Annotated in this window: 12 protein-coding genes; 6 read left to right on the top strand and 6 right to left on the bottom strand. The window is 43.1% G+C overall.

Annotated elements, in window-relative coordinates; translation table 11 throughout:
• Positions 1 to 7 precede the first annotated feature (7 nt).
• Both Q0541_RS17410 and Q0541_RS17405 read right to left on the bottom strand, forming a co-directional pair.
• Positions 8 to 1,744, bottom strand: coding sequence for an ABC transporter ATP-binding protein (locus Q0541_RS17410; RefSeq protein WP_298912529.1), 1,737 nt, complete (start codon positions 1,742 to 1,744; stop codon positions 8 to 10).
• A 420-nt stretch (positions 1,745 to 2,164) separates the two neighbouring features.
• On the bottom strand, positions 2,165 to 3,436 hold the full coding sequence (locus tag Q0541_RS17405; protein WP_298912526.1) for a lipid-A-disaccharide synthase-related protein: 1,272 nt from the start codon (positions 3,434 to 3,436) through the stop codon (positions 2,165 to 2,167).
• 51 nt (positions 3,437 to 3,487) lie between these two features.
• On the opposite strand from Q0541_RS17405, the gene Q0541_RS17400 reads away from it, so the two are divergent.
• The 4 genes from Q0541_RS17400 to Q0541_RS17385 all read left to right on the top strand — a co-directional run bounded on the left by Q0541_RS17400 (position 3,488) and on the right by Q0541_RS17385 (position 7,426).
• Entirely contained in the window at positions 3,488 to 3,769 is a 282-nt protein-coding gene (locus tag Q0541_RS17400) for a hypothetical protein (RefSeq protein ID WP_298912523.1), read from the top strand.
• A gap of 593 nt (positions 3,770 to 4,362) precedes the next feature.
• Positions 4,363 to 4,560, top strand: a complete 198-nt coding sequence (locus tag Q0541_RS17395) for a hypothetical protein (RefSeq protein WP_298912520.1) — start codon at positions 4,363 to 4,365, stop codon at positions 4,558 to 4,560.
• A 2-nt stretch (positions 4,561 to 4,562) separates the two neighbouring features.
• Complete coding sequence (locus tag Q0541_RS17390) at positions 4,563 to 4,877, top strand: hypothetical protein (RefSeq protein ID WP_298912518.1); 315 nt, start codon at positions 4,563 to 4,565, stop codon at positions 4,875 to 4,877.
• 749 nt (positions 4,878 to 5,626) lie between these two features.
• Complete coding sequence (locus Q0541_RS17385) at positions 5,627 to 7,426, top strand: fasciclin domain-containing protein (protein ID WP_298912516.1); 1,800 nt, start codon at positions 5,627 to 5,629, stop codon at positions 7,424 to 7,426.
• Between the two features lie 380 nt (positions 7,427 to 7,806).
• Here Q0541_RS17385 and Q0541_RS17380 read toward each other — a convergent pair whose 3' ends face one another.
• The 4 genes from Q0541_RS17380 to Q0541_RS17365 all read right to left on the bottom strand — a co-directional run bounded on the left by Q0541_RS17380 (position 7,807) and on the right by Q0541_RS17365 (position 12,316).
• The gene (locus Q0541_RS17380) at positions 7,807 to 8,472 is read right to left on the bottom strand and encodes a class I SAM-dependent methyltransferase (RefSeq protein ID WP_298912514.1); all 666 of its coding nucleotides are present in this window, start codon (positions 8,470 to 8,472) and stop codon (positions 7,807 to 7,809) included.
• A 1,394-nt stretch (positions 8,473 to 9,866) separates the two neighbouring features.
• The gene (locus Q0541_RS17375; protein ID WP_298912512.1) at positions 9,867 to 10,799 is read right to left on the bottom strand and encodes an alpha/beta hydrolase; all 933 of its coding nucleotides are present in this window, start codon (positions 10,797 to 10,799) and stop codon (positions 9,867 to 9,869) included.
• A 19-nt stretch (positions 10,800 to 10,818) separates the two neighbouring features.
• A complete protein-coding gene (locus Q0541_RS17370; RefSeq protein WP_298912510.1) occupies positions 10,819 to 11,325 on the bottom strand; it encodes a DUF4112 domain-containing protein in 507 nt (168 codons plus the stop codon).
• 94 nt (positions 11,326 to 11,419) lie between these two features.
• Positions 11,420 to 12,316: a YihY/virulence factor BrkB family protein gene (locus tag Q0541_RS17365; RefSeq protein ID WP_298912509.1), complete on the bottom strand. Its 897-nt coding sequence runs from the start codon at positions 12,314 to 12,316 to the stop codon at positions 11,420 to 11,422.
• A gap of 505 nt (positions 12,317 to 12,821) precedes the next feature.
• Between Q0541_RS17365 and Q0541_RS17360 the strand changes: the two genes are divergently transcribed.
• Both Q0541_RS17360 and Q0541_RS17355 read left to right on the top strand, forming a co-directional pair.
• Complete coding sequence (locus tag Q0541_RS17360) at positions 12,822 to 13,295, top strand: hypothetical protein (RefSeq protein WP_298912507.1); 474 nt, start codon at positions 12,822 to 12,824, stop codon at positions 13,293 to 13,295.
• A 121-nt stretch (positions 13,296 to 13,416) separates the two neighbouring features.
• Positions 13,417 to 14,646: a hypothetical protein gene (locus tag Q0541_RS17355; protein ID WP_298912505.1), complete on the top strand. Its 1,230-nt coding sequence runs from the start codon at positions 13,417 to 13,419 to the stop codon at positions 14,644 to 14,646.
• The last annotated feature ends 161 nt before the right edge of the window (positions 14,647 to 14,807 follow it).

Here is a 14,807-nt window from a genome sequence, read left to right as displayed (position 1 = left end):
CAATGCCCTACTTATCTGTAGAGTAGAACTGTTGGGCGTAAAAACGGGCATACCGTCCTTCCTGAGATAATAGGGAGGCGTGGGTACCAGCTTCAACCACCTGTCCTTGTTCTAGTACGAGAATGCAGTCAGCACGACGAACGCTGCTCAAGCGATGGGCAATAATAAACACGGTACGGTTTTGCATGACTCGCTCCAGCGCTTCTTGAACTAGTGCTTCTGATTCCGAATCCAAAGCAGAGGTGGCCTCATCCAGGATGAGAATTCGCGGATCGTTGGCGATCGCTCTGGCGATCGCTAATCTTTGGCGTTGTCCTCCAGATAGGTTAACTCCCCGTTCACCCACCCAGGTATGATAACCCTGAGAAAACTGGGTGATAAAGGAGTGAGCGTTGGCAATCTTTGCCGCTTCTTGAATCGCTGCTAAATCTAATTTTTCCTGACCGTAACCGATGTTTTCGGCGATCGTTCCCGAAAAAAGGGTAATATCTTGGGGAACAATCCCAATTTGACGGCGCAGGCTGGTGAGTGTAACGTCACGGATATCAATATTATCAATCAGAATTTGACCCGCCTGAGGGTCATAAAAGCGAAGTAAAAGGCTAATTAACGTCGATTTTCCTGCTCCAGAAGAACCAACCAAAGCCATCACATCACCCGGAGAAGCGTGCAGGCAAAGATCCTTTAGCACTGGCTCGTTGGGATTGTAGGCGAAATTGACATGACGATACTCTACCTTGCCAATAACTCGTGGCATTTCCTGAGCATTCGATTTTTCGCTGAGGCTAGGCTGCTTCGCCATCAGTTCAAAGATGCGTTCGACGGAAGCTTCGGTCTGTTTGTACTCGTTGTAATTGCTAATCATCATGTCGATTGGCTGAATCAGTAAAGCCACAGCAGCTAAGAAACTGATAAACCCTTGAGATGTTAGCTGATTCTGAGAAATCTGCCATCCTCCCAATAAAAATAGCAGCATAATACTAACTGCTTCCAAAAAACCGACAACGGGAAACTGAATGGATTTGAGTTGTTGAGTGCGATACTGAGCCTGACGATTGCGTTCTGCTTCCTGATTGAATCGCTTCACTTCATACTCTTGTGCTGCAAAAGCCTGAACGACGCGAATCCCGCTAAATACTTCAGTTAGCAGCGCAGACAAGTTGGAAACCTGATTTTGACTCTGGCGAGATAGCACGAGTAATCGCTGACCAAATTCTCCGATCAACCAAGCCATCAGGGGAGCCAAAATCAAACCCGTAAGCGTGAGCGGCCAATTCAGGTAGAGCATGTAAATGGGAATCACAATTAACTGCAACAGATTGGAAAGAAACTGATGGGATAACTTATCAATAATCTCGCCTACCCGGTCGATATCTTCAGTTAGGCGATAAGTGAGGTCTCCCGTCTGTGTGGTTTCAAAGTAATCCAATCCGAGTTTGTGCAGGTGAGCGTAAACTCGCTTACGCAAGTTTAAAGCCATTTCCAGAGCAGCAGCGATCATAAAGACATTCTGCCCGTATTGACAAAACCCTCGAACCAAAAATACTAAAGTGGCTAGTCCGAGCCAGTAGGCAATCTGGTTAACATTTCCCTGACCAAGAAAAAAAGCGACCTTACCTGCTAAATAGGGTATTGCTAGGGTGAACAACACAAATCCTAAGATACAAGCCAATCCCCGAATTAACAGCGGCCATTGGGGCCACAGATAAGGCAACAGTTGCCAGTAGCTAGAGCGGACTTTCATAGTTCAATTCTGTATGCTTATATTCTGCCAGCGCCGCAAAGTATCCCTTCCATGATTTATCCAACAATCTCAAAATTTATTGTGTAACCTTGGCAGATAAACTATTGTCCTCTTTAATTGGCTGCATTAACTTATCCATCTGATTGGAAGATGGCACTATGACCATAGATAAAAAATTGTCGAATGCAATAATTAGCAGCTTTCCACACATAACATCTTTTTGCTCTCATGCCGGATGATTTATTTAGCTATTTTCAGCTAAATAAACCACATCCTCTTGGGCATAGAAAAAGCTCATTGGTGTCAACTTACAGCTATTTTCAGGTAAATAGACCACGCGGTAGGGGCGCAAGGCCTTGCGCCCCTACGACAAATGTGGTTCAAATACTTGAATTCTGCGGTAATAACTCGCTGTTTTACCTACATTCTGTTATCCTTACCTTCATTATTAAAATTTGGCAGCAACGGTAATTTCTCCTCAGTTTCTCCTAGATAGGTTAGCAGAAAGCGGGCAATTCTCTCAGATGCGCCAGGCGGGCCAAATCGCTCAGGGCCATTTTCTTTGCACTTAGCGAGGTAGTCTGAATCTTGTAAAGTCTCAACTACTCGTCGAGCCGCTTGCTTGAGAATATCAGGGGTTGCTGGCTTAGTGCCGATGGTTTGGGCAGAAATGCCCAACAGCCGTGTTTGCGCCTCTGCAAATTGATAGGTAAATTGAGGACCCTCTCCAGGAATCTGGATGATTGGTTTGCCGATCGCTACAGCTTGCTCCACTGCCAACCCTGCCATACCAATGACGAGAGTAGAGTAACATACAATGTCACTGAAGGCATCTGAATAACATCTCACTTCCACAATCGGTGATTTGTCAGCAGAATTTCCTGGAAGAGAATAAGTAAGTATACCTTGAGTCAGCTGCCAACCTTGACTTTTGGCAATGTCGTCTAGTTGTTCCATCAAATCCGGTATCAAGGCTGCACGAAACTGTAATCCTGACTCAGGCATCACCTTGGCGATTTCTACCACTAGTTGCAACTGCAAACAAAAATTTCGCGTGGCTTCAGGCATCCGTGACCCTGGTAGGAGAGCGATCGCTCTCCCGTCCGGTTTCAGGTGCAAGTCTTTGCCAGCAGGGACGAGCCAATCTAAAGCCGGAATGCCAGCAAACTGAGCTTTAGTTAAACCTTGGCGTTGGAGGTCATAAGCCGTATAGGGATCCTTGGTGAAAACTGCCAGACATCTAGAAGAATTAAGGTCGTGCCACAGAAGCGGATTGAGTCGTAACTGCCCTTCGTAGAGGGCAGAAAGACAAGAGATAAAGGAGACGAAGGGGCGCTTTGTTAAGTAAGCAAATGTCTGAGAGACAAAATCCCCAGTAGCCATAATCAAATCGCAATTGGGAGCATAATGTAACACCGCTTGTAACTGTCGCCACGTTAACCCAATCAATCCCGATTGAAAATCTTTGAGCAAATAGAGGCGCTTCATGTAAAAGAATCCCCCAGAGGGCATACTTTGCGTCGGGCCAATAATGGGAATGTTTAAGTTGCGGTAAGCTTTTCCTTCCCCAACAATCGGCATTGCTGCCATATCAAGAGAAGGACACAATTGGCGCAGGGTTTGAATAACATGAGAGGTATGGTTGTCCTCTCCGTGGCCGTTACTGATAAATAGGATTCGCTTAGAAGGCATCTTGGTATTTGGATAGCAAAAGGGAAAAAACAGCGAATTTTATCTTATTTTATGGCTCCGGTAGCATTATTGATGGGTGTACCTTGGACTGATTGTCGGCAAGTTGGGAATGATTCCCGATTGCTCCCATCGTTTGGAGATGAACGAGGATTAAAGACTCGTTCACCAGTATTAAAGGTGGATGAACGAGGATTAAAGACTCGTTCACGAGTATCAAAGGTGGATGAACGAGGATTAAAGACTCGTTCACGAGTATTAAAGGTGGATGAACGAGGATCAAAGACTCGTTCACGAGTATCAAAGATGGATGAACGAGGATCAAAGACTCGTTAATGAGTATTAAAGGTGGATGAACGAGGATCAAAGACTCGTTAATGAGTATTAAAGGTGGATGAACGAGGATTAAAGGTGGATAAATTTATAGGACTTACGCAAAAAACCTCTCAAACTCTCATTCCTCCGTGTACTCTGTGTCTGGAGTGGTAGCCTGCGGCAAGCCGCTTCTCTACGAGAGGCTGCGCCAATGCGTCTACGTTTTTCCATGACCCGTGCGTAAGTCGTGATTTAGCTGTATTCAGCCTAAAGGTGGAAGATATTGCCCGAAAATCTTAGATTAACTTTAAACCGCGTCCACCTTGAAAACTGTAGTTCTTTCCGTATGAACAGAAAAACCCTCATCCCCCAGCCCCTTCTCCCAATATTGCCAGAAGCGGAGCCAAAAATAAGTCCCTCTCCCTACTTGGGAGAGGGATTTAGGGTGAGGGCAAAAACTACAGTTCTCAACATAGATGAGGTTTAAATCTATTTAACTTTTTAGAATGCTAGACGCAAAAAAGCTCTAAAACCAGCTGGCTAATGAGAAGCTGCTGCACCGCCAAGTTAGTAAAAAAGCAAATTATTCGCCAGTAGCCAGGAAAGAAAAGGAAATGGTGCTTCAGTTGGCTGATGACACTATCCAGGCTTGCAGTGCAACTTGCGATCGCATTTTGGGACTGACCGCAGAACAGCTTGTGGGGCAAAATTTGCTTGACCCAGGTAGCATTTTATTTATGAAGATGGCTCTTTTTTCGGAGATGAAACTTACTCTGCGATCGTTACCCAGAATACAGCTAAACCTTGCTTGAATGTGGTGTGTGGTCTTTATCAGCCAAATGGTGAGCAAGGAGGGCTATTGTTAGTCTTCACAACCTCTGTTCCAAGCTGGAGGAACTACTCCCGACGCGATCGTGACAACTTTTTCGGAATCTATTGGCGCAGCTTGAGGAAAACTGTAGCTGTGCTGAAGATACTCAACAAGTTGATACAGATGAATTTCAGGCACTATGGGATACTCTACATTTATCACCTAATTGAGCAGCGAAATTCTGATGTTAATTACGAAATTGCTCAAGGTTGGGGCTACAGACCAGTAGAAATTCAGGCAATGGCAAAGGAGTTATAGTTATGAGCAAAATTGATGCAGATTAAACATCTTCCGAAAATCCTAGTTTATCTGTGGGTTCATTTTCATAAAATTGTCTTTTGCAAAAAAATAATTCCTAGCCAAAAATCTTGGCGCAATCATGCTCGAAAATTTAGATTGCGATCGCTAATTTCCGGTTTAGCATTTTAAAATTGCCCATCAGGGACAACTATCTAAAGAGTGAAAGTTTTTCTTCGGAATCCAGCCCTTAGTTAGTTGTATAATTTTTATCAAAGATGTAACACTACAGCATATCGCCAAGAAAAATTTTATTTCTTTAATCTTGCTAAAGATCATGATACATTAGGCTTGACGGCATTAACCCTCCTGGGCAATCATAAAGAGACGGCTATTATAAGCCCATTTTCTTAGTGCTTGACTGCGATTTTATCAGTTATAAAATCGCCTACTTGTACTTATTCTCTTAATTGTTGCAACATACCATATTACCACAGTATGCCTGTTTATCCTTATTAGTGTTATCTGCGGTTCTTTAAAAATCAAATAGGAATCTTATACTATGTGTGGTGAACATTTGGATAAATTTGATCAGATGTCAGAGCAGCTACTTATAATGCCCAACATTTAAATTTTCCAGAGTTAACGGTTGTATTTGTGGTTTCCATATCGAGGCAAACCAAACAATCATCTCGATATTTGTATTCACTTAACTTTGCATCCAGTATTTTCCAATAGTCAATCCAAGAATTTGAAAAGAGGATATTTCCATGTCTAGTTTGTTTCGTTGGTCATCAACAAGGGTTGCTTTACTAGTTCTAGGAATGACATCTGCTATAATAGCTCCCATCCTAATTTCTACCCCAGCTTCATCTCAAAATACTGTTCCATCTACGACACCATCACCTGACACACCATCGCCTGCGACACCATCGCTCGATACACCATCGCCTGCAACACCATCGCTCGATACACCATCGCCTGCAACCCCATCGCCTGACACACCATCGCCTGCGACACCATCACTTACAACACCATCACCTACTTCAACAGTTAACTTGTCTGATGTTTCCTCAGATTATTGGGCGCGTCCTTTCATTCAAGCCCTAGCTGACAATAACGTGATTGCTGGCTTTCCTGATGGCACCTTTAGGCCGAATCAAGCTGTGACTCGTGCTGAATTTGCCGCTTTAATTCAAAAAGCTTTCGGTAACCAAAACCGAGTTCGGCAATTAAGCGCAGGTGGATTTAGTGATGTTCCTGCTAACTATTGGGCGGCTTCTGCAATTCAGAGCGCCTATGAAACTGGATTTCTGGCAGGTTATCCTGGGAATGTGTTTAGACCAAATCAAGAAATTCCTAGAGTGCAGGGGATCGTTGCTTTAGCGAGTGGTTTAGGTTTAACTCCTAGCAGCACTGGAACAAGTAGTGACCTCAGCACCTATTACAATGACGCCTCAAGTATCCCGAACTACGCTGTAAATAGTGTGACAGCAGCAACACAATCTAGTATTGTTGTTAATTATCCAGATGTAAAACAACTCAATCCGCAACAGTCCCTGACTCGTGCAGAAGCTGCGGCACTCTTGTATCAAGCTTTGGCTAAACAGGGAAGGGTACAACCCATTGCTAGTAATCTTCCAGCTACTCAATATATTGTCGGTGGAACTCAAAGAGGTACCGATATTGTTTCTCTTGCTGCATCCAGTAGTTCTTTGACAACTCTGACTTCTTTATTAAAGACAGCTGGTTTAACTGATATTCTTCAACAGCCAGGCCCTTATACAGTCTTCGCTCCTACTGATGAAGCATTTGCGGCTTTACCTGCTGCTACCTTACAGCAGTTACAGCAACCAGAAAACAGAGAAGCATTGATTAAGATTTTGAGATATCATGTGCTTCCTGGTGCAGTAACTGCTAGTCAATTCTCGCCTGGAAAACTGGCAACCGATGAAGGAAGACCTGTAAATATTAAAATTGATCGCGCTAACAATCAAGTCGAGGTGAATAATGCCAGAGTTATCCAGGCGGACGTAAAAGCTAGCAATGGTATTATCCATGCAGTCAACCAAGTCCTGATCCCGCCTGATGTTAACATTAGTCAGTTAAATCAGCCACCAACAGGAAGTAATGGGACACCTACGGTAGGTAGAGCTACTCGTGGTGGCAGAAGCTACATCGGGGTTGGTGGTAACATTGGTTTGGGCGGCGACGATACAGCTCTGAGCGATACTAACTTTACAGTAATCAGCAAATTTGGTCTGACAAACTTTCTATCAGTGCGACCATCGGTGATCTTTGGGGACGATACAGTATTTCTAGTTCCCGTAACTTTGGATTTTTCTCCGCGCAGAGCAGGTTCGGTGGGTGAAAGAACCTTTGCTATATCTCCTTACATAGGTGCTGGCATAGCAATTGAAGCTAACGCTGATACTGATATTGGATTACTGTTAACTGGTGGTGTAGACATTCCTCTCGGTTCTAAACTTACGCTAACAGGTGGTGTAAATGCTGCTTTTGTGGATGACACTGATGTCGGACTACAATTAGGAGTTGGCTATAACTTCTAAGTAAATAGAAGTAGAACACGCGGTAGGGGCGCATATCTGTCATTGGTGTCAACTTAAGCCAAAACTCTTTTAAAGCCTCGTTTCCAGGATCTATATCATGTCCGCTGAATTGCCCATAATAAAATAACCTTACTCCGCCTATAGCTAAAGCTACAGGCTCCCCTCCCCTTGTAGGGGAGGGGTTGCTCTTGAGAGGTCACGCAACAATCATAAGTAATTTACCGGACATGATCTAATTAGGACTTACGCACTGTACAAATTAATCATAGTATGCATTACCATGAGGTTTTACTACGCAAAACCGTCCCTCTGCGAGTCGTAGAGGTACAGACTTGAATTAAAGTTCAAGTCCGGGAGAGGTTCATCAAACTTATGTTGTATTAAGGTCGCTTGATTGCTAAAGTAAGTCCATCAGCCATGGGGACAAGGGAGAGGGTAACCCGTTCATCATGATGTAACTTTTCGTTGAGCGCCCGGATAGCTTGGGTCCTTTCATCTTGATTTTGCGGATCAGTAACTTGTCCTGACCATAAAACATTATCAATAGCAATCAATCCACCTGGACGCACCAATTGCAGCGATCGCTCGTAATATCCGTCATAATTTTCTTTATCAGCATCAATAAAGGCAAAATCAAATGTCTCGGCTTGCCCAGTTGCCAACAATGCATCTAAAGTTTCCAAAGCTGGTGCCAATCGCAGATCGATTTTATCAGCAACTCCAGCTTCTTGCCAATATCGGCGGGCGATCGCAGTAAATTCTTCACTCACATCAGCAGCGATAATCTTGCCATCTTCAGGAAGGGCTAAAGCAACTGAGAGTGAGCTATAACCTGTAAAGACACCAACTTCCAGGGTTTTCTTCGCTCCAATGAGCTGCACCAGTAGTCTCATAAACTGCCCTTGTTCTGGTGAAATCTGCATTCCACTTCGGGGATGGCTGGCGGTTTCTTGGCGCAACTTCAAAAGAATCTCCGGTTCCCGCAGCGAAACGGATAAAAGGTAATTATAGAGTTGGTTATCAAGACCTATAGACTGTTTTGGCATGGTAAATCAGAGAATTGAAATAATCTACAGTTATACTATCGCCTAAGAGTGGTTTATTAGAAATCCCTAGTGAGCTTACAGCAGTTTTCAAGTATTTGAACCACATCTGTCGTAGGGACGCAAGGCCAAAATCCCCTCCCGCGTGGTCTCATTTACCTGAAAATAGCTGTAATCTCTGTCGTCTTCGTCTAGGTCTATTTACACAGCGTTATTTTATAATTTCACTTCCAAATTTTCAGTGATACCTTGGAAGAGTTCCAACGCTGCTCCTAAGTCCTCTGCAATTTCCAAAGTTGGGGTTGATAAATTATAGGCTCTTGATTGAAAGGGTGTTCAGCTATTATCTGCAAAATTGGATTAGAGTTATCGTAAACAATCCAGCGATCGCACAAGGTAAGTATAATTCAATTAAGTTCTTTCTTCCTCCTTCGTAGCGACGGCGAAAATTAATTTGTTTGTAGTCTTGAATAATCGAACCTGTATCGGTGAGTAGTTGGTCAATTTTGAGTCTGGCTTGTGACTCTGGGGTGATGACTGATTTATTATACGGATATTTAAATTGTCATGCTTTTAACTGAGAAATGCAAGTGATATTAAATACAGTCTAGTGACAGCTAAAAAAGAGGAATAAAATCAGCGATCGCGCTAATAAGCAGGCTGGTTTGGAGAAGATTGGGGAGATAGTGTGTTGAAATTATTGGATTGGATGCATGATGCACTTTTATGACTTCCCAAAAAGTATTGGGACAATGATCAGATGGTTATCCAGTTCATCAAGGTTACTTATGAACAATTAGGAAATTTAAAAACCTGCCAAAATGGCAACCAGATTCTGATTAACCAAGTTAAATTGTATAAAGATAAACGACTTCAAGGGTTTTGTTATCAGGGACTACCACGTAAGCAAATTACTTTTGTAAAACACTATCTACTAAGTGATTTACAAAAATAAAAAACTATTTCTACCAATTATTTGCAGAGGATTTTTCTCAGTAGATAAATATCAATAATCAGGTTTGGCATTTGCTGCAACAGGAATATTAAATATGTATAGGCGTTGTTGTTAAAGTACGCATTAGCCCCCAAATAACGGGCAACGTCTATATACATTCCTGTTCACTTCAGCGGCAAATGGCAGAGTGGGAGTTTGAAAGCTGACTGATATGCTTCCTCCCACTCTTCTTTTTATTTAGCGTAGGCATAGCCTGCACTTCGACCCAGCTCTTCTCTACAAGAGGCTACGCCAAGGAGAGGCTGGCGCTTAGGGCGTAGCTATGCCGCAGGCTTTACGGCAAAGCTTAAGGCAACGCAAGCTCAGTGACCACCCCTGGCATCGCTCTCAGATATGCCAATCAAAAAAACAATCATCAACTCAATTAGAACATAAATTCTTTTTATAAATCACTATCCCGTAAAAACTCAAGAATCGCTGCATTCAACACCTCAAAAGCACCAGTTGAGGCATCATGACAGCAGTTAGACAAAATTTGTAATTTGGAATTGGGAATATGCTGATGCAATTTTTCACCATGACTAGCAGGAAACCAACTATCTTGATCACCCCACAAAACTAGTGTAGGACACTTAATTGAACTCAGATTATTTTGAATTTGAGTGAGCATATTGGGCTTATTTGCTTGCCAATTCTCAATTTCTCGCGCTGCTATTTGTAACTCTTCAGCAACTTTCGCAACCGTACCTGGCAGTTCAATAAACGGGTAAGTTATCCAATAGACATCTTCCTGTGTCAAGATTGATGGATCGAATAATACCCCACGTCTTTCTATTGCCATAATTTCTCTAAATAGAGGTGCCAACAAATATGCCAGCCGTAAGGAGTCAATTGTTTGCATTATTTCCAGAGGCATTTGGGCAAGTAACAACATAGCCCAATGGGGTAGATGTTCGGTAAAAATAGGTACGTTTACTACTACAAGCTGCCCGATTAACTGCGGATGTTCTTGAGCAAGGGCAAGGGCAACTAATCCCCCCAGAGATTCAGCTACAATCACTGCGGGTTCATCACATAATGCCTGAATAATTCTTTTAAACTCAATAACTTGATGACTGTTGTCTTCTCTACGAGACAATGGTTTTTCGGAAAAACCAAAATTTTTGGCATCAAAACAGATTACCCGAAAATATTTCGATAATGGTGCTATACAGTGCCGCCAATTATAGCTCCAACTACCCATGCCATGTAATAAAATTAGCGGTTTACCTTTACCTTTTTCGCCATAAGCAATTTGTACAGGATACCCTTTAGCATCAGTAATAACTAGACTTTGCCGCCCTTCAGGAAAAGTAGCTTGCCACCAATCTTTCATTCCTTTATCAATAAATAATTTAACCGCCAGTTAAGGCGTTCCACAATATTCTAATTAGTATTACTGGTAATGCCACTAAAACAATGGAGATTAGCAACAATCCAGCCAAAACGGCAAAGATAAACCACCTGTCTGCACTCTTTTGCTGGCTAGGAAACTTTAAGTACTCTTCCAAGAGCTTGATATTATAGCTGTTAGCTGTCCAGGCAAAATCAAAAAAGTCTCCCAAAACTGGGACAGCACCTACCAAGCCATCAATGATCACATTCAAAACCATTTTGCCTAAAGTGGCTCTAGATACACCCAGCCGCGCTGCTTCTAGGATGATGTAGCTAGAAAACATGACTCCCAAAAAATCACCACCAATAGGTATAAGTCCTAAAATTGGATCTAGACCAAAACCAATTTTCGTACCAGGAAGGGTAATAACATTATCCATCAGCCGACTTAACTGACGCAAGCGCTTCAAGGTGGGTGCTTTGGCATCAGGTTCAATCATCGAAAACCGAGGAGGAGATTCAGGCATAAAGGCGATCGCTAGCTTTGGATTGAATCGTTAGGTATTTTACTCTTCTACTGAGCTTTGGCAAAAATTTCCTCAGAGATTTCAGCTATATTTTCTATTTTTCGAGAGATTCTGACTGTGCTTTTGGGCGCATATCTTCGCCGACAGTCACGTTTAACTGCTCGCCGATTAATAGAACAGCAGCACTCATCGACAGCCAGAGCATTAAAACTATCACAGCCCCTACTGCACCATAGACTTTATTATAATTGCCAAAATTCGCCACATAAAGCCGAAATAGGGCAGACAAAATTGCCCAAAAAACAGCTGCTAAAATTGCTCCAGGCATCATTGGCGTGCCTGAGTTCCACTGGCTTGGGCCATAGCGATAGACGAAGCCAAAGGCGAAAGCAACAATACTTAAAGCTAAAGGCCAGCGTAACAGCTGCCAAAGATGCAATAAGAAGATCAAAGAACCATTTCCGCGCACTACCATTGCCAATAGCCAGTCGCTGGTAAACACTAAGAAAGAAGCCAATACTAAAAGCAACATAGTACCGACTGTTAATCCCAGAGAGATGAGCTTGGCTTTCCAAAAGGGGCGAATGTTTTCTGGAGGAATCTGATGGATTTGGTCGAGAGCTGTCATAGCGGTACTCACCGCCCCAGAAGCAGTCCAAATTGCTAATACAAAGCTCAGAGAAAATAAACCACTGTTTTTGGAGTTGGTAATTTCTGTGGTAGCAAAATCACGAATCAGATCCAAGGCTTGTTCAGGTAGGACTTGACTTAGCTGATCTGCCAATTGTTTAAAGGTGGCTTGCAAAGATTGTGCCAATAAGCCAATGGCTGTGATCAGAGCCAGAATTGCTGGAAACAGCGATAGCATGGCATTGAAGGCGATTTCCGAGGCAAGTCCCAAAAGTCGTCTTTCGGTTGTCCTGGCAAAAGTTTTTTTGAGCGTGTGCCAATTTAAATGGCGAAAGAAGCGGATAAAACGAGGTTTTGACATGATTTAGAGTTAAAACTGGTTGGGTTTGTTAACTACTTTCCCAAATTTGGGGTAGCGATCACATCTATACTTTTTACCGCAAGAATACCGAGTCGGGAGTGGGAGAGTAGAGGAGCATACAACTCTTCTCTACGAGAGGCTGCGCCAAGGAGAGGCTGGCGCTTAGGGCGTAGCTATGCCGCAGGCTTTACGACTGCGCTCAGTAACCAGGGGAGTAGGAGGAGAGTTCCTGACTAATGACTCTTGACTAATAACCATTGACCGTGCGAATTTTAGATTTTAGATTAAAAAATTAAAAATTATTTCGGTTCATGCCCCGCTCCGCACTTCTAACAGGGCGCGTAGCTTGCTTCTCCGTAGGAGTACGTGGGCGGAACAATTCCATTATCCAAAATTTAAAATCCGGCTTGCCCCAAGCCAAAAAGTGGTCGGGGTCAATCCAAAATCCAAAATCCAAAATTTAAAATCGATTGACTAATGACCATTGACTAATAACTATTTATTTATGAATCAAGATTTAACGCAACAGTGGTTGACAGAAATCCAGGTACTCAAAGAGCAGATGGCGGGACTTCAGGGCGATCGCGATGCTGCTTGGGAAAGTGGTCAAAAATGGCGTCAGCTTTACAACACAGAAGCAGAACAACGCCGCACAGATGCCCAACTGTCCCAACAGGCGATCGCATCCCTTAAGGCAGACCTGTACAAACTCCAGGGTCTTGAGGTCGAGACACTGGCTGCTGGGACACCAGTAACAGCGATCCAAGAAGAAATAGAACAACTAAAATCTGTGGAGGACTTACAAGCTAAAGTCATCGCTGTGATCAAAGAACGCGATCGCCTCTTGCAAGCTTTGAAAACTGAGCAGGATAACCACGCCCAAACCCGCAATAGCCTTACTACTGCCTTAGGTGATGCTATTGATAGCTTGACACGCGAACGAGCATCAAAAGAAGAAGAGAAGGGAAAAAACTCCTAACTTCTAACTCTTCGTACCTCAACCCAACCTTGTAAAGCTGGGGAATAGTTAGTAAATAATAGGGCATGGTGATAATTACCAATTATCTCACGCAACTAACTCAAGGGAAGGTAAAGTACCCATGCTCAAGCGCTTAATTGTGATTGTTACTGCTGCTACACTCTTTAGTAGCTCCTTGACGCTGGCAGACAGCAAAAAGCCCAAACCACCGGATAAATTTCCTCCTAGTCCCCTAGAAATTACCACACCCGATCCACTGTTACCACGTTTGCCCAAGGATAAACAGCCGTTAACTCTCGAAGAACAGCAAAAGTTAGAACCAGCACTGGATGCCTTAAACCAAGAAGCAGCGGCAAAACTGCAAGCAGGGGATCAGGTGGCGGCGTTTGAAATTTGGAACCGGGAACTGCGCTTGCGACGCTTTTTAGGTTCATCACTAGAGGTGCAAGCACTATCACGAGTCGGGGCGATCGCCTGGAAGCAAAACGACAGTCAAGAAGTACAATATATTACGCAGCGATTGCAAGCAATTCAAAAGCAGGTACAATCTCAGAAAAAAACTGCCCAAATTGATCTAGAATTGTGGCGATCGCTAGGGCAAGCTTACCAAAATGTGCGATCGCCAAAACTCGCTCTAGAAGCTTACGACCAAGTTTTGTTAGTGGTACGACAGCAAAAAAATACAACAGCCCTACTAGAAATCCTCAAGACAGTTGGGGAACTCAATTTGAGTTGGTTTGATTATTACAAAGCTGCGCCAATCTACGAGGAATTGTTGGGTTTAGCTACTTCTGTTGGCGACCGTGTAAACGAGCTAACATATCTGCAACGGTTGGCTGAGATTTACGAGCAGACAAACCAACCACAGCAGTCATTGAATGTACTTAATAAATTAGCAGAAATTTACGTCAATGAAAATAATATTACTGAAATACCAGAATTAAAGCTAGCGATCGCTTCAGATTACGAATCTCTAGCAAAGAAAGATCCTAACTTACTGCTAGAAGCTTTTAAAAATTATCAAGAAGCTTATACTACTGCTTGGCAATTACGGGAGTACGTTCGTGCTGGTGAAGCTTTGCAGAAATTAATTGCGCTGTATCGTTCTCAAGGACAAACAGACGAGGCTTTGCAGGCTAGCCAAATTCTTGTGCAAACAGAGGCAGAAGCCGCCAACTTTTACGGGTTGATGCAAGCTTATGACCAAATTGGGCAATTGTATTTAGAACGTAAAGAGTTTCCTCAAGCACTAACAGCTTTTCAAAAAGGCTTAGAACTAGCGCAACAACTCAAACATCAGGAAGCATACTTTACTGGGCAAATTGAAAAAATCTCGAAAGCAAATTTGTAGCCAATATTAGAGGTTGGAAAGTCTCAATTCATACTACTACAGCACGGCGTAAATAAGCAGACCATTGAAAAGCCATTATATTCGCCTAATACTTCTCAAACAACCTCTTAAACCTCATCTATGTTGAGAACCGTAGTTTTTGCCCTCACCCTAAATCCCTC

This window comes from uncultured Nostoc sp. (genome assembly GCF_937863485.1).
Lineage (GTDB): Bacteria > Cyanobacteriota > Cyanobacteriia > Cyanobacteriales > Nostocaceae > Nostoc.
This window is presented reverse-complemented; position numbering and strand designations above follow the sequence as displayed.